The 14216-nt window shown below is 60.4% G+C and carries 15 protein-coding genes; 11 read left to right on the forward strand and 4 right to left on the reverse strand.

What is annotated here, in order from left to right:
- The first annotated feature begins 10 nt into the window (after positions 1-10).
- The 3 genes from ACZRN6_RS18585 to ACZRN6_RS18595 all read left to right on the forward strand — a co-directional run bounded on the left by ACZRN6_RS18585 (position 11) and on the right by ACZRN6_RS18595 (position 3501).
- A complete protein-coding gene (locus tag ACZRN6_RS18585; RefSeq protein ID WP_322144683.1) occupies positions 11-1201 on the forward strand; it encodes a sugar transporter in 1191 nt (396 codons plus the stop codon).
- Positions 1202-1308: 107 nt separating this feature from the next.
- A complete protein-coding gene (locus ACZRN6_RS18590; protein ID WP_322144684.1) occupies positions 1309-1677 on the forward strand; it encodes a lysozyme inhibitor LprI family protein in 369 nt (122 codons plus the stop codon).
- 276 nt (positions 1678-1953) lie between these two features.
- On the forward strand, positions 1954-3501 hold the full coding sequence (locus ACZRN6_RS18595) for a TerC family protein (RefSeq protein WP_464008472.1): 1548 nt from the start codon (positions 1954-1956) through the stop codon (positions 3499-3501).
- On the opposite strand, the gene ACZRN6_RS18600 is transcribed toward ACZRN6_RS18595, so the two are convergent.
- Both ACZRN6_RS18600 and ACZRN6_RS18605 read right to left on the reverse strand, forming a co-directional pair.
- Positions 3479-3814 (reverse strand): thioredoxin family protein, encoded by a 336-nt coding sequence (locus ACZRN6_RS18600; protein ID WP_322144686.1) that lies wholly within the window; start codon positions 3812-3814, stop codon positions 3479-3481. The two genes, ACZRN6_RS18595 and ACZRN6_RS18600, sit on opposite strands and share 23 nt — an antisense overlap.
- A gap of 83 nt (positions 3815-3897) precedes the next feature.
- Entirely contained in the window at positions 3898-4134 is a 237-nt protein-coding gene (locus ACZRN6_RS18605; protein ID WP_322144687.1) for a hypothetical protein, read from the reverse strand.
- A 333-nt stretch (positions 4135-4467) separates the two neighbouring features.
- Here ACZRN6_RS18605 and ACZRN6_RS18610 point away from each other — a divergent pair, with 333 nt between their 5' ends.
- From ACZRN6_RS18610 to ACZRN6_RS18645, 8 genes are all read left to right on the forward strand, one after another.
- Entirely contained in the window at positions 4468-5316 is an 849-nt protein-coding gene (locus ACZRN6_RS18610) for a transporter substrate-binding domain-containing protein (RefSeq protein WP_464008473.1), read from the forward strand.
- Positions 5317-5368: 52 nt separating this feature from the next.
- Positions 5369-6031 carry an amino acid ABC transporter permease gene (locus ACZRN6_RS18615; protein WP_464008474.1) on the forward strand — a complete coding sequence of 221 codons (663 nt, stop codon included), beginning with the start codon at positions 5369-5371 and terminating at the stop codon, positions 6029-6031.
- Positions 6032-6040: 9 nt separating this feature from the next.
- Complete coding sequence (locus ACZRN6_RS18620) at positions 6041-6703, forward strand: amino acid ABC transporter permease (protein ID WP_088425241.1); 663 nt, start codon at positions 6041-6043, stop codon at positions 6701-6703.
- Entirely contained in the window at positions 6700-7485 is a 786-nt protein-coding gene (locus ACZRN6_RS18625; protein ID WP_322144689.1) for an amino acid ABC transporter ATP-binding protein, read from the forward strand. Before ACZRN6_RS18620 ends, ACZRN6_RS18625 begins: the two co-directional genes overlap by 4 nt.
- A gap of 24 nt (positions 7486-7509) precedes the next feature.
- The gene (locus ACZRN6_RS18630; RefSeq protein WP_010173353.1) at positions 7510-7899 is read left to right on the forward strand and encodes a RidA family protein; all 390 of its coding nucleotides are present in this window, start codon (positions 7510-7512) and stop codon (positions 7897-7899) included.
- A gap of 193 nt (positions 7900-8092) precedes the next feature.
- Positions 8093-8863, forward strand: coding sequence for an IclR family transcriptional regulator (locus tag ACZRN6_RS18635; protein WP_322144690.1), 771 nt, complete (start codon positions 8093-8095; stop codon positions 8861-8863).
- Between the two features lie 19 nt (positions 8864-8882).
- The gene (locus tag ACZRN6_RS18640) at positions 8883-10091 is read left to right on the forward strand and encodes an amino acid deaminase (protein WP_464008475.1); all 1209 of its coding nucleotides are present in this window, start codon (positions 8883-8885) and stop codon (positions 10089-10091) included.
- 128 nt (positions 10092-10219) lie between these two features.
- Positions 10220-11128, forward strand: coding sequence for a sugar kinase (locus ACZRN6_RS18645; protein ID WP_464008476.1), 909 nt, complete (start codon positions 10220-10222; stop codon positions 11126-11128).
- 114 nt (positions 11129-11242) lie between these two features.
- On the opposite strand, the gene ACZRN6_RS18650 is transcribed toward ACZRN6_RS18645, so the two are convergent.
- Entirely contained in the window at positions 11243-11518 is a 276-nt protein-coding gene (locus ACZRN6_RS18650) for a peptidylprolyl isomerase (RefSeq protein ID WP_010173346.1), read from the reverse strand.
- Positions 11519-11560: 42 nt separating this feature from the next.
- Positions 11561-14098 carry a PAS domain-containing hybrid sensor histidine kinase/response regulator gene (locus ACZRN6_RS18655; RefSeq protein ID WP_322144693.1) on the reverse strand — a complete coding sequence of 846 codons (2538 nt, stop codon included), beginning with the start codon at positions 14096-14098 and terminating at the stop codon, positions 11561-11563.
- Positions 14099-14216 lie beyond the last annotated feature (118 nt).

Genomic DNA, 14216 nt, shown 5'->3' on the forward strand with positions numbered 1-14216 from the left:
CGACCTGTAAATGAGCATTTGCGCCGCAACACCTCAAGCCAACTGGCAACCGGTCTTCGCCCTCGCGTTGGCCGCTTTTGTGTTCAATACCACTGAATTTGTGCCGGTCGGCCTGCTGAGTGCCATCGGCGCGAGCTTCGACATGCCCATCGCCAGCGTCGGCCTGATGCTGACCATCTATGCGTGGATCGTGTCCCTGACCTCGCTGCCGGTGATGCTGCTGACCCGCAACGTCGAGCGGCGCAAGCTGTTGATCGTGCTGTTCGGCATGTTTATCGCCAGCCATATCCTGTCCAGCGTGGCCACCAGCTTTGGCATTTTGATGCTCAGTCGGGTGGGTATTGCGCTGTCCCATGCGTTGTTCTGGTCGATTACGGCCTCGCTCGCGGTGCGTCTGGCGCCGGAGGGCAAGCAGGTGCAAGCCCTTGGGTTGCTGGCTACCGGCACCTCGCTGGCGATGGTGTTGGGTATCCCTCTGGGCCGCCTGCTGGGCGAAGCCATGGGCTGGCGTACCACGTTTTTGGTGATTGGCGCGTTCGCGGCCGGGCTGGTGTTCTGGCTGGCGCGCACCTTGCCGCGGCTGCCAAGCCAGAACTCCGGTTCGTTGCGCAGCTTGCCACTGCTGTTCAAGCGACCGGCGCTGGTGGCGTTGTATGTGCTGACGGCGATGGTGGTGACGGCGCAGTTCACTGCCTACAGTTATGTTGAGCCGTTTGTTGAAGGTGTTGCTGGTATGAGTGGCAATACGGTGACCCTGATTCTGCTGGTGTTCGGCGGTGCGGGGATCATCGGTTCGTTGTTGTTCAGCCTGGTGCATCGCTTTAACCCGCATCGTTTCCTGATCACCGCCGTGACCATTCTGGCGTTGTGCCTGGCGTTGTTGCTGCCGTTGAGTGGCGAGGTGTCGTACCTGGTGACCCTGAGTGTGTTCTGGGGCATGGCCATCATGGGCTTTGGCCTGGCGCTGCAATCGAAGGTGTTGGTGCTGGCGCCGGACGCCACGGATGTGGCGATGGCGATGTTTTCCGGGATCTATAACATTGGGATTGGCGGTGGGGCGTTGATGGGGAGCTGGGTGGGCAGCCATTTTGGGTTTGCCTGGATTGGCGCGGCGGGCGGGTTGCTGGCGGCGGTGGCGCTGATTGGGTATTGCTTGGCGATTTATCGGTTTGGGCAGGGTGTGGCGCGTAGCCCTCTGTAGGAGCGGGCTTGCTCGCGAAGAATTTGAGGGCGCCGTTGGGTGTCAGGGTGCTTGTGTCATCGTTAACGTCCATCGCGAGCAAGCTTGCTCCTACATGAGGTGTTTTGATGGTGGTTCGTTTGATTGGGCCGGCGGTGTTCGCAGTGCTCGCCGGGTTTTCCGGGTTGTGGTTCAGCCCCGCAAGCCTGGCGGCCAGTTTTGATTGTGGCCAGGCGAAGGCGGCTGACGAGAAAACTATCTGTGCCACGCGCTCCCTGAATGATCAAGACGTGACCATGGCGCTGCTCTATGACCTTAATCGGCACTTTATGGCCATGGGTGGCCGCGGGTCGTTGATGGATGATCAGGCTGCCTGGCTTAAGAAGCGGCATACGTGTGGGACTCAAGTCAGTTGCCTGAGCAAAGCCTATGTCCAGCGGATTGCGATGCTGCGTAGCTTTATTGATGAGCGGGTGATGACGAAAGGGCCGTTCTGAACGGGCCACTTGCAACAGATCTTGTAATAGTTTTGCATTGTAGGAAATTGCTGTTTCATCTGTACGATTTAAGTCCTTTTTCCACAACAGGACCTACATGAACACCCTCTCGGAGCCTCCCAGTCGTCTTTCCCCAAGACATTCGCTGCCGCCGTTCCCGCTGATCGCCTGCCTCCAGGCCAAGCATCCCGTTTTTCGATTGCCTACCCTTACCCGGTCCCTCGACCGTGCGTTGCCGTGCCCGGCATTCTGAAAAACTTGAAGAGATACTGAAAAATGGAATGGTTAGCGGATCCAACGGCCTGGCTCGGCCTGTTGACTTTGATTGTGCTGGAGCTGGTGCTGGGCATCGACAACCTGGTGTTTATTGCGATCCTGGCGGACAAGCTGCCGCCGGAACAGCGTGACCGTGCGCGCCTGATCGGTTTGTCCCTGGCCCTGCTGATGCGCCTGGGCTTGCTGGCGAGTATTTCGTGGTTGGTGACCCTTACCCAACCGCTGTTCGAGGTGTTCGACAAGAGTTTTTCGGGCCGTGACTTGATCATGCTGTTTGGTGGTGTGTTCCTGTTGTTCAAGGCCACCATGGAATTGCATGAGCGCCTTGAGGGGCATGTGGCGCAGCGCACAGGCAATGTGGCTTATGCGATGTTCTGGCCGATCGTTGCGCAGATTGTGGTATTGGATGCGGTGTTCTCCCTCGATGCGGTGATTACCGCCGTGGGCATGGTGGATGAGCTGGCGGTGATGATGATCGCGGTGATCATTTCCATCGGCCTGATGATCATTGCCAGCAAGCCGCTGACCCGTTTCGTCAACGCCCACCCGACGGTGATCATGCTGTGCCTGGGCTTTTTGATGATGATCGGTTTTGCCCTGACGGCCGAAGGCCTGGGCTTCCACATCCCCAAAGGCTATCTGTACGCGGCCATCGGCTTCTCGATCCTGATCGAGCTGTTCAACCAGATCGCCCGGTCGCGCCGCAAGAAGTCGGCCCAGGGCACGCTGCCGAGGCGTGAGCGTACGGCCCATGCGGTGATGCGTTTGCTCGGCGGGCGTAATTTGGCAGTGGAGGAAGTAGGCGAAGAGGTCGCCGACCTGCTGGACAACCCCGATGCCAGCGGCGGGCCGCTGTTCGACCGGCGTGAGCGGGTGATGATCAGCGGTGTGTTGCAATTGGCCGAGCGGCCGATCCGCACGCTTATGACGCCCCGGGCTAAAGTGGACTCTATCGATCTGTCGGACGATCCCGACACTATCCGCCTGAAACTAATGCATTCGTCTTACTCGCGGCTGCCCTTGGTCCGCAACGGTGCCGTCGACGAGCCATTGGGTTTCGTGCACAAGAAGGAGTTGCTCAAAGAATACCTGGCCGGTAATGAGCCGAATCTGGAGCACTTGGCGCGTCGTGCAATCAACCTGCTGGAAAGTTTTTCGATCCTCAATGCCCTGGAGCAGATGCGTCAGGAGTCGACTCACATTGCCTTCGTCATCAACGAATTTGGCGACTTTATCGGGGTGTTGAGCATGACCGACATCCTCGAGTCCATCGCCGGTGAGTTGCCGGATGCGAGTGAGGTCGAGGGGCCGGATATCGTTGAGGAGGAGGGTGGTTTCCGGATCAATGGTGCCTTGAACCTTAACCTGATCCGCCAACGCACCGGCTTCCAGGCGGAGGCGACGCAGGATTACCAAACCCTGGCGGGTATGGTGATGAGCCTGCTGGATCGACTGCCGGTGGTCGGTGACAGCCTGGAACATGAAGGCTGGCGCCTGACCGTGGTGGCAGTGGAGGAGCGGCGGGTCACGCAGGTGTTGCTGGAATGATTCTGGTCTTGGCGAACGTCTCCCTCAGCGTTTTTTCGTCGAACCCCTTCAGCTTATTGATCATCTTGCCATTCTGAAAAACCAGCAGGGTGGGAGTGCCAGTTACCTCGGGGTGCCTTGGGGTTTGGGCGGTATCGAGCACCAGGCTTTTCACGATGCGAGCGTATTTCCTGGCAATGCGTTCAAACAGTGGCCCGGCCTCCCCGCAGGCCGGGCAATGCTGCGAAACAAACAGCATAAACACCGTCTTGTGCGACTTAAGCACCCGCTGATATTCCTTGGCATTGGTAATCACCTCCGTTGCAATTCCCATGATGATCTCCTCTGGAAAAAGGGCATGGCCCACGCTAAGCCAGTTGATCAACACGGTCTACTGTCAGAATTAACAGGTAGCCCTCAACGCTCCGCCCGCTCCCGAGCCTTCTTCGCCAGCCCCACGCACTGCTTGTAGTCCCCATTCTCCTTGGCGTCCTTGGCGCGGCGATAACCATGGTGGTTCTGGCTCATGTAGTCAGTTGCAAACGCCGCCTTGAGCTTGGCCAGCTCGGCCTTGCATTCGCGCCGGTCATCCTTGGCAAAGGCATTGCTGGCAAACGCCAGCGACAACAACAAAAGTACAAGGCTGATCTTCATCTGCATGCATTCCTTGGGGGCCGATCATCAGCCAAGGCTAGCCCAGGCACGAGATTTTTCCATTCTGTCACTGCACCGCTTTTGTGCACGGTAACGAACCGCGCCCGCACCCAAATGTGGCCTGTCACCCGGTATGTGGCCAACGGTAGCAATCTGCTCGCACCGAGTGGCCCAATGCCTTATCTGCGATAAACTTTTATCTCATTGATTTAAAAAGAAATTAATCCTGCAATATTTTTCTGTTACCGCGTATGGCACACTTTCTGCTGTCTATTCCGTTGTTACATACCAAGTTCCGGTATAGCGGAATACACAATTCCTGGAGTGCCTGTCATGCATCACCGACCTTCCGTGTTTAAAGCGTGTGTTTTTCTCTTCGCCGCATCGGCTTCCCTCGCAAGCGTAGTGCATGCAGCGGACAGCAAGCTCGATACAGTGCTCAAGCGTGGGCACCTGATCGTGGGTACAGGCAGTACCAATGCGCCGTGGCACTTCCAGGGAGCGGATGGCAAGTTGCAGGGTTTTGATATCGACATCGGCCACATCGTGGCCAAGGGCTTGTTCAACGACCCAAGCAAAGTCGAGTACGTGGTGCAGTCCTCCGACGCCCGCATTCCCAACCTGTTGACCGACAAGGTCGACATGAGCTGCCAGTTCATCACCGTCACCGCCAGCCGTGCGCAGCAAGTGGCCTTTACCCTGCCGTACTACCGCGAAGGCGTGGGCCTGCTGCTGCCGGCCAACAGCAAATACAAAGAGATCGAAGACCTGCAAGCCGCCGGCGACAGCGTCACCGTGGCCGTGCTGCAAAACGTCTATGCCGAAGAACTGGTGCACCAGGCTTTGCCTAAAGCCAAGGTCGACCAGTACGACAGCGTCGACCTGATGTACCAGGCCGTGAACTCCGGCCGTGCCGACACCGCCGCCACCGACCAGTCCTCGGTCAAGTACCTGATGGTGCAAAACCCGGGCCGCTACCGCAGCCCGAGCTACGCCTGGAGCCCGCAAACCTACGCGTGCGCCGTCAAGCGTGGCGACCAGGACTGGCTGAACTTCGTCAACACCGCGCTGCACGAAGCCATGACCGGCGTGGAATTCCCGATGTACAAGGCCTCGTTCAAGCAATGGTTCGGTGTGGATCTGCCAGAGCCTGCGATTGGTTTCCCGGTTGAGTTCAAGTAATTCGTAAACGCTGGGGCGTCGCTGACGGCGCCCCAATCAGGTACTGCTGACCATGAACTATCAGTTGAACTTTGCCGCTGTTTGGCGCGACTTCCCCAGCTTGCTGGCGGGGCTCGGCCTGGGCCTTGAACTGGCACTGCTGTCCATCGCCATCGGGTGCGTGATTGGCCTGTTGATGGCGTTTGCCATGCTGTCCAAACACCGTACGCTGCGCATCCTGGCCTCGGTGTATGTGACGGTGATCCGCAACACCCCGATTCTTGTACTGATCCTGTTGATCTACTTCGCCTTGCCAAGCCTGGGTATCCGGTTGGACAAGATCCCCTCGTTCATCATCACCCTGTCGCTGTACGCCGGTGCCTACCTGACCGAAGTATTCCGCGCAGGTTTGCTGAACATTCCCAAGGGGTTGCGTGAGGCGGGCCTGGCCATCGGCCTGGGCGAATGGCGCATCCGCGCGTACATCACCGTGCCGGTGATGCTGCGCAACGTGCTGCCGGCTCTGTCGAACAACTTCATCTCGCTGTTCAAGGACACCTCCCTGGCCGCCGCGATCGCGGTGCCGGAGCTGACCTATTACGCCCGCAAGATCAACGTCGAAAGCTACCGGGTGATTGAAACCTGGATGGTCACGACCGCGCTCTACGTGGCTGCCTGTTACCTCATTGCCATGCTGCTCCGTTACCTGGAACAGCGTTTGGCGATTCGCCGCTAAGGAGCGCCCATGTACGAATCCCCCAGCTGGCTGCATGAGTTGTGGATCGCCCGGGAAACCCTCTGGGCGGGGTTCCAGACCAGCGTTTACTGCTCGGCCCTGGCCATTATCTTCGGCACCTTGATCGGCATTGTCGCCGGGTTGGTGCTGACCTACGGCAAATTCTGGATGCGTGCGCCGTTTCGGCTGTACGTCGACCTGATCCGCGGTACGCCGGTGTTTGTGCTGGTGTTGGCGTGCTTCTACATGCTGCCGGCGCTTGGCTGGCAGATCAGCGCGTTCCAGGCCGGCGCCGTGGGCTTGACGCTGTTCTGTGGCTCCCACGTGTCCGAGATTGTGCGCGGCGCGCTGCAAGCCATTCCCAAAGGGCAACTGGAAGCGGGCAAGGCCATTGGCCTGACGTTTTACCAATCCCTGGGTTACGTGCTGCTGCCTCAGGCCTTGCGGCAAATCTTGCCGACCTGGGTCAACTCGTCCACCGAAATCGTCAAGGCTTCTACCTTGCTGTCGGTGATCGGCGTGGCCGAGCTGCTCCTCAGCACCCAACAGGTCATTGCCCGGACCTTCATGACCCTGGAGTTCTACCTGTTCGCAGGCTTTATGTTTTTTGTCATCAACTACGCCATCGAATTGTTGGGGCGTTACATTGAAAAGCGGGTGGCTTTGCCATGAATCAATCCATAAACAACAGCCAACCACTGCTGAACATTCGCGGCCTGCGTAAACAGTACGGCCCGGTAGAAGTGCTCAAGGGTGTCGACCTGAGCATGCAGCGCGGCAACGTCGTGACATTGATCGGCTCCAGCGGCTCGGGCAAGACCACGCTGCTGCGCTGCGTCAACCTGCTGGAAGAGTTCCAGGGTGGGCAGATCACCCTCGACGGCGAGTCCATCGGCTACAGCGACGTCGGCGGCAAGCGCGTACGCCACCCGGAACGCGTGATTTCCCGGCACCGTGCGATGACCGGCATGGCGTTTCAGCAATTCAACCTGTTCCCGCACCTGACCGCCTTGCAGAACGTCACCCTGGGCCTGCTCAAGGTCAAGAAAATGGGCAAGGACGAGGCGGTTGCACTGGCCGAAAAATGGCTGGACCGTGTCGGCCTGCTGGAACGGCGCAACCACTTCCCCGGCCAGCTATCGGGCGGCCAGCAACAGCGCGTGGCGATCGCCCGGGCGATTGCGATGAACCCGAGCCTGATGCTGTTCGACGAAGTCACCTCGGCGCTCGACCCGGAGCTGGTAGGCGAAGTGCTCAGTGTGATCAAAGGGTTGGCGGAAGAGGGCATGACCATGTTGCTGGTCACCCACGAAATGCGTTTTGCCTATGAAGTCTCGGACAAGATCGTCTTCATGAACCAGGGCCGCATTGAAGAGCAGGGGCCGCCGAAAGATATCTTCGAGCGCCCGCAGTCACCGCGACTGGCGGAATTTCTCAAGAACATTCGTTTTTAATTCATCACCTTCAGGAGAATTTTTATGAGCATTACTCGTTACGGCACCGGCGCCACCGCAGGCGGTGGCCAGCCTCGTCCTTTCGCTCGCGCGGTGGAAGCGGATGGCTGGTTGTACGTGTCGGGCCAGGTGCCGGCGGTGGACGGTGAAATCATCACCGGCGGGATCGTTGAGCAAACCCACCAGACCATGAAAAACGTCGTGGCCATCCTTGAAGAAGCCGGCTACGCGCTGGAAGACGTGGTGCGCGTAGGTGTATGGCTGGAAGACCCACGGGACTTCTGGAGTTTCAACAAGGTGTTCGGCGAATACTTCAACCCCGAACACGCCCCGGCACGGGCGTGCGTACAGGCGAATATGATGGTCGATTGCAAGGTTGAGATTGATTGCGTGGCCTACAAGAAAAAAGGCTAAATGCCAGGGGCCAGTCCAGCGTAGGAGCTGTCGAGCCCCGGCGAGGCTGCGATGGGATCACCTCGGTGGCCTGTCAGACCGCAGCGCCTGCATCGCAGCCTCGCCAGGGCTCGACAGCTCCCACATTGAATCCAGCTAGCCCAAATGATGCATTTAGCCAAGTAACACGACTTTGACGGGACCCGAAACTGCCATGACCGAAGACACCATCAAACGCCGCGCCAAAGGCCTCGACCGGGCGTTCGATATCCTCGATTTCCTCAAGGAAATCGGCCAGCCCCTGCGCCCGAATGATATCGCCAGCGGCATTGGCAGCCCCAAGTCCACGGTCTACGAACTGGTGGCCTCGCTGCTGGAACGACGTATTCTGGAAACCGTCGGCAAGGACGGTCACGTCTACCTCGGCCGTCAGCTGTACTTCCTCGGCCAGGCCCACCTGCGCCATTTCGACCTGACCCGCGAGGCCGACCACGCCCTGCAGGAAATCGTCAGCCAGACCCACGAAACCGCCCAGATGTGCCTGCTCAATGGGCGCAAATACACCGTGGCCCTGATGCGCGAAGGCGAGCGGCATTTCCGCATTTCCTCCGATATCGGCGAGAACGCCCCGATTCCCTGGACCGCCTCTGGCCGCCTGCTGCTGGGCCACCTGAGCGACCAGCAAATCATCGACCTGATCGACTACGACGACTACATCCTCCCGGACGGTCAACGTCTGCCTTTGGAAACCTTTCTCGGGCAAATTCGCCAGGCCACCCTCGACGGATTCTTCTCCTTCGACAGCGTCGCCGACACCTTTACCCATTGCTTTGCCGCCCCGGTTCGGGATGCCCAAGGCATCAGCATCGCGACCTTGTGCATCGTGGCCCCACGGGCCGATGCCATCAAAAACTACAACGACTATCGCCGGGTGCTGATCGACAGCGCCAACAACCTGGGCCGTCGCATTAACGACGCCGCATAAAACGAATAGGAAAACTGCTATGACTGCCTTCAATGCCGTTGGAAAAGGTGCCGCTGCAGTCGGTGCGCATCTGGTCCGTGACGTCAGCCTGCCAGCCCTGGTGCTGCACCGCGAGGCGCTGGAACACAACATCCGCTGGATGCAGGATTTTGTCAGCAACAGCGGCGCGCAGTTGGCGCCCCACGGCAAGACCAGCATGATGCCAGCGCTGTTCCAGCGGCAGATCGAGCAGGGCGCCTGGGGCATTACCCTGGCCAACGCGGTGCAGACCCGCGCCGCGTATGCCGGCGGTGTTCGTCGGGTGTTGATGGCCAACCAACTGGTGGGCGCGCCGAACATGGCGTTGATCGCCGACTTGCTGGCTGACCCGGAATTCGACTTCCATTGCATGGTCGACCACCCGGACAACGTCGCCGACCTGGGCGTATTTTTCGCCGCCCGTGGCCTGCGCCTGAACGTGATGATCGAATACGGCGTGGTTGGCGGGCGCTGCGGTTGCCGCACGGAACAACAGGTGCTCGACCTGGCCAGGGCGATCAAGGCCCAGCCTGCGCTGGCCCTCACCGGCATCGAAGGCTACGAAGGAGTGATCCACGGCGAACACGCCATCAGCGGTATCCGCGAATTCGCTGCCTCCCTGGTGCGCCTAGCCGTCGACCTGCAAAACAGCGGTGCCTTCGACCTCGGCAAACCGATCATCACCGCCTCGGGTTCGGCCTGGTACGACTTGATCGCCGAATCCTTCGAAGCCCAGAACGCCGCTGGCCGCTTCCTCAGCGTGCTGCGCCCGGGCAGCTACGTGGCCCACGACCACGGCATCTACAAAGAAGCGCAGTGCTGTGTGCTGGACCGTCGCAGCGACCTCAACGAAGGCCTGCGCCCGGCGCTGGAAGTCTGGGCCCATGTGCAGTCCCTGCCGGAGCCGGGCTTCGCGGTGATCGCCTTGGGCAAGCGCGACGTTGCCTACGACGCCGGCCTGCCGGTGCCACTCAAGCGCTACAAGGCTGGCGTGCTGCCGGCAGTGGGCGATGACGTGACCGCCTGCAAGGTCACCGCCGTGATGGACCAGCATGCATTCATGGTGGTGGCCCCAGGCGTTGAGTTGCGCATCGGCGACATCATCTCGTTCGGTACTTCCCACCCGTGCCTGACCTTCGACAAATGGCAAGTGGGTAATCTGGTGGATGAGCAGTTGCAGGTGATCGAAAGCCTGCATACCTGCTTCTAGACCGAGTCGCGCCCATCGCAGGCAAGCCAGCTCCCACATCGAGCGTGTTCCTTCAGGTACAACACGGTCAACTGTGGGAGCCGGTCTTGCCCGCGATGAGGCCCTCAAGTACACCGAGAGCCCCAGACATGAATACAAAACCGCGCATCGCCCTCATCGGCGAATGCATGATCGAACTGCAACACCGCGCCGATGGCAGCCTGCAACAAAGCTTTGGCGGCGACACCCTGAACGCCGCCGTCTACCTGCGCCGCGAACTGGGTGGCGCCAGCGCCGTCGACTACGTCACCGCCCTGGGCGACGACAGCTTCAGCGACGCCATGTGCAAACATTGGGCCGCAGAGGGCCTGGGCCTGGGCATGGTCCAGCGCCTGCCGGGGCGCCTGCCGGGTTTGTACTGCATCCAGACCGATGCCAACGGCGAGCGCAAATTCCTCTACTGGCGCAACGAAGCGGCCGTGCGCGACTGCTTCACCACACCGGCGGCCGAGCCGATCCTGGCAGCGTTGCCGACGTACGACGTGGTGTATTTCAGCGGCATCACCCTGGCGGTGCTAGGCGAAGTGGGCCGTGCGCGCCTGCTGGAAACCCTGATCGAAACCCGCAAGCGCGGCGGCAAGGTGGTGTTCGACAACAACTACCGGCCACGCCTGTGGGCCAGCGTGGACGCCGCACGCGCGGCGTATCACGCGGTGTTGGCCGAGGTGGATATCGCCTTGCTGACGGAAGATGACGAGCGTGCGTTGTTTGGGTATGAAGACAGCGAGCAGGTGTTTGCGGCGTACCCGACGATTGCGGAGGTGGTGCTCAAGCGTGGGGCGGATGCGTGTTTTATTCGTTGTGCAGGTGAGCGATTCGAGGTGCCGGCGCTGGTAGTGGAGAAGGTGGTCGACACTACGGCGGCGGGGGATTCGTTCAGTGCAGCTTACCTGGCCAGCCGGCTCAAGGGCGGTTCGCCCGAAGAGGCCGCATTGGCCGGGCATCGGCTCGCGAGCCGGGTGATTCAGGTGCACGGTGCACTGATCCCTAGAGACTGACGCTATCTATTGTGGTGAGGGAGCTTGCTCCCGCTGGGCTGCGTAGCGGCCCCAAAAAAGCCGGGAGCGCTTCGCACTCCAGCGGGAGCAAGCTCCCTCGCCACGACAAGCTTATCAATCCCGATAAAACACCTGCACCAGGTGGTACCCGAACTTGCTCTTGATCGGCCCATGAACCACCTTCACGGGCTTCTTGAAGATCACCGCATCAATCACCCCCACCATCTGCCCCGGGCGCACTTCACCCAAATCGCCGCCGCGCTTGGCAGACGGGCAGGTGGAGTACTTCTTGGCCAGCACATCAAACGCTTCGCCCTTGGCAATACGCTGCTTGAGCTGTTCGGCTTCCTCGCTGGTTTTCACCAGAATGTGACGGGCTTGGGCTTTCATTGAACGGTCCTCGGGTGAAACGGCGCGCGATTATGCCTGAAGTTAAGTCGCTGCATTGATCATGCTGCGGATTTTATTAGCCAGCAGGTCAATCGAAAACGGCTTGGCCACCATGTCCATACCTTCCTCCAGGAACCCCCGGCGTTCAGCGGCTTTCTCGGCATATCCGGTCATGAACAGTACCTTGAGTTCGGGCCGATGCTGCCGGGCGATTTCCGCCAGTTGCCGGCCGTTCATCCCAGGTAAACCCACGTCGGTCACCAGCAAGTCCACGCGCAAATCGGACTCCAGCAACGGCAACGCCGCCCGGGCGTCTGCCGCCTGGTGCGCGGTGTAGCCCAGTTCATCCAGCACATTCACCACCAACATCCGCACCGCCGGGTCGTCCTCTACCACCACCACCGCTTCACCTTCCAATGCGACAGGGGCTTCGCCCTGGCTGGCGGGCACGCTCCGTTCCAGTGCTGTGCCATGCAGGCGCGGCAGGTACAGGCGCACGCAAGTGCCCTGGCCCGGCTGACTTTGAATCGTGACGTGGCCACCCGATTGCTGGGCGAACCCATAAATCATCGACAGCCCAAGGCCGGTGCCCTGGCCGATGGGCTTGGTGGTGAAAAACGGGTCGAAGGCCTTGGCGAGGATCTTGGCGGTCATGCCGGCGCCGTTGTCGCTCACGCCGAGCATCACATAGTCGCCGGCCTTGACCGGCTCCAGGGTGGTGATGTCAGTGCCGTCCAGGTAGCTGTTGGCGGTCTCGATGCACAATTGCCCACCGTCGGGCATGGCATCGCGGGCGTTGATCACCAGGTTGAGCAAGGCATTTTCCAACTGGCTGGCGTCGGTATTCACCGGCCACACGTCGGTGCCAAGGTGCACCTTGAGTTCGATGTGCGCGCCCTTGGTGCGGCGGAACAGGTCCTCCAGGGAAGCCACCAACTGGTTCGGGTCCACCGGCTTGCGGTCCAGCGACTGGCGCCGCGAGAACGCCAGCAGGCGGTGGGTCAACGCGGCGGCGCGATGGGCCGAGGACACTGCCGCGTCGGTGAAGCGGCCGATCTCATCGCTGCGCCCGGCGGCGATGTAGCGTTGCATCAAGTCCAGGCTGCCGATGATCCCGGTGAGCATGTTGTTGAAGTCATGGGCGATGCCGCCGGTGAGCTGGCCAACCGCTTCCATTTTCTGGGCGTGGCGCAGGGCGTCTTCGGCGCGCTCGCGTTCGAACATTTCGTTTTGCAGGCGCTGGTTGGCTTCGGCCAGCGCCTGGGTGCGCTGGCTTACGCGCTCTTCCAGGTTTTCGTTAAGGTGGCGCAGGGCTTCTTCGGTGAGTTTGCGCTCGGTTTCGTCGATCACAAAAATGTAGAAGCCATTGACCGAACCGTCGGCGCTGAAACGCGGCAAGTACTTCATCAGCGCGTGCCGTGGCCGCCCGTCATGATGAGGCGTGACGGTGAAAAAACTGCAGGCCTTGCCCTTGAGCGCCGCTTCGATCTTATCGACGCGCCCGGCATACACTTCATCGCCCAGCACCTCGCGGATGGACTTGCCGAACAGCTCCTGCGGGGTCATGCCGTACCAGTCTAGGTAGGCGCTGTTGTTCAAGCGAAAGCGTTGCTCATGGTCGACGTAGCCGATCAGCACCGGCATCGCGTTGATGATCAACTGCAGCTCGGTCTGGCTTTGGCGCAGGGCCTGTTCGGTGTGCTTGCGTTCGGTCAGGTCCAGGGCGGCGCCGAGAAACCGCGCCGGCCGGCCCTGATGATCCTTGTAGCAACGGCCCCGGGCAAACACCCAACGCACTTCGCCATCGGCTTGCAGCAGGCGGTATTCCTCGGCGTATTCAGTGCCGTGGGTGATGCAGTGCTTGATGCTGCGGGCCACCATGCCACGGTCTTCGGGGTGCACGCCTTGCAGGTAGTCGCTGATCGGCAACAGGCCGGCATCGCAGGGGCCAACGCCGTGCAGTTGGGCGAAATGCGCGTCGGCGATAAAGCGGTCTTCGCCAATGTCCCAATCCCAGGTACCCACGGCGTCAGTGGCGGACAAGGCCAGTTGCAGGCGTTGCTCGGTGTTGCGCTGGGCCTGGAGGCTGTTTTCGGTACGTTGTTGCAGTTCAAGGGCAACGCGCCGGCGCTCGTTGGTTTCGATGGCGGTGATCAGGATCCCGGCCACCTCGCTACGCTCGTCGCGGATCGGGCTGTAGGTCAGGTCGAGCCAGATCTCGGTGTCGCGGTGGTTGCGCTGCAGCACGAAGCGCTGTTCGGTGAAGGTGCGCACCTGGCCCGTGAGCACGGCGCTGTAGATCGGGTCGGTAAAGGGTTTCATTTCCGGCCAGACCAGGTCGGCAGGCTGGCCGAAGGCACCAGGGTGCTTGTTGCCGGCCAGCATTGCAAAGCCGTCATTGTAGATCTGGGTGAGTTCGGCGCCCCACAGCAACAGCATCGGCATGGGTGAATGAATCACGATGTCGACGGCTGTACGCAGGCTCTGCGGCCAATCAATGGCGTCACCGAGGGGGCTTCGTGCCCAGTCCAGCCGCGCAATCAGTGCCGCGGCTTCGCTGCCGGTGGGTGATACGTTCATGTAAATGCCCTGCGCGTTACGCTTGAAAAATGACAAAAACCGATTATCCCGCGAGTGGGGAACGGCGATCCACCCTCGAAAAATAGCATGCTTGAGGGGTTTGTCTTCAAAGTGAGTG

The sequence above is a fragment of the Pseudomonas sp. A125 genome, assembly GCF_055409485.1.

What these genes read in the sequence shown, in the direction of transcription:
- ACZRN6_RS18625 (WP_322144689.1), top strand. Translation starts at nt 6,700, where the DNA reads ATGAATCAATCCATAAACAACAGCCAACCACTGCTGAACATTCGCGGC.
- ACZRN6_RS18590 (WP_322144684.1), top strand. Translation starts at nt 1,309, where the DNA reads ATGGTGGTTCGTTTGATTGGGCCGGCGGTGTTCGCAGTGCTCGCCGGG.
- ACZRN6_RS18605 (WP_322144687.1), bottom strand. Translation starts at nt 4,134, where the DNA reads ATGAAGATCAGCCTTGTACTTTTGTTGTTGTCGCTGGCGTTTGCCAGC.
- ACZRN6_RS18600 (WP_322144686.1), bottom strand. Translation starts at nt 3,814, where the DNA reads ATGGGAATTGCAACGGAGGTGATTACCAATGCCAAGGAATATCAGCGG.
- ACZRN6_RS18655 (WP_322144693.1), bottom strand. Translation starts at nt 14,098, where the DNA reads ATGAACGTATCACCCACCGGCAGCGAAGCCGCGGCACTGATTGCGCGG.
- ACZRN6_RS18640 (WP_464008475.1), top strand. Translation starts at nt 8,883, where the DNA reads ATGACTGCCTTCAATGCCGTTGGAAAAGGTGCCGCTGCAGTCGGTGCG.
- ACZRN6_RS18615 (WP_464008474.1), top strand. Translation starts at nt 5,369, where the DNA reads ATGAACTATCAGTTGAACTTTGCCGCTGTTTGGCGCGACTTCCCCAGC.
- ACZRN6_RS18585 (WP_322144683.1), top strand. Translation starts at nt 11, where the DNA reads ATGAGCATTTGCGCCGCAACACCTCAAGCCAACTGGCAACCGGTCTTC.
- ACZRN6_RS18630 (WP_010173353.1), top strand. Translation starts at nt 7,510, where the DNA reads ATGAGCATTACTCGTTACGGCACCGGCGCCACCGCAGGCGGTGGCCAG.
- ACZRN6_RS18620 (WP_088425241.1), top strand. Translation starts at nt 6,041, where the DNA reads ATGTACGAATCCCCCAGCTGGCTGCATGAGTTGTGGATCGCCCGGGAA.
- ACZRN6_RS18645 (WP_464008476.1), top strand. Translation starts at nt 10,220, where the DNA reads ATGAATACAAAACCGCGCATCGCCCTCATCGGCGAATGCATGATCGAA.
- ACZRN6_RS18650 (WP_010173346.1), bottom strand. Translation starts at nt 11,518, where the DNA reads ATGAAAGCCCAAGCCCGTCACATTCTGGTGAAAACCAGCGAGGAAGCC.
- ACZRN6_RS18610 (WP_464008473.1), top strand. Translation starts at nt 4,468, where the DNA reads ATGCATCACCGACCTTCCGTGTTTAAAGCGTGTGTTTTTCTCTTCGCC.
- ACZRN6_RS18635 (WP_322144690.1), top strand. Translation starts at nt 8,093, where the DNA reads ATGACCGAAGACACCATCAAACGCCGCGCCAAAGGCCTCGACCGGGCG.
- ACZRN6_RS18595 (WP_464008472.1), top strand. Translation starts at nt 1,954, where the DNA reads ATGGAATGGTTAGCGGATCCAACGGCCTGGCTCGGCCTGTTGACTTTG.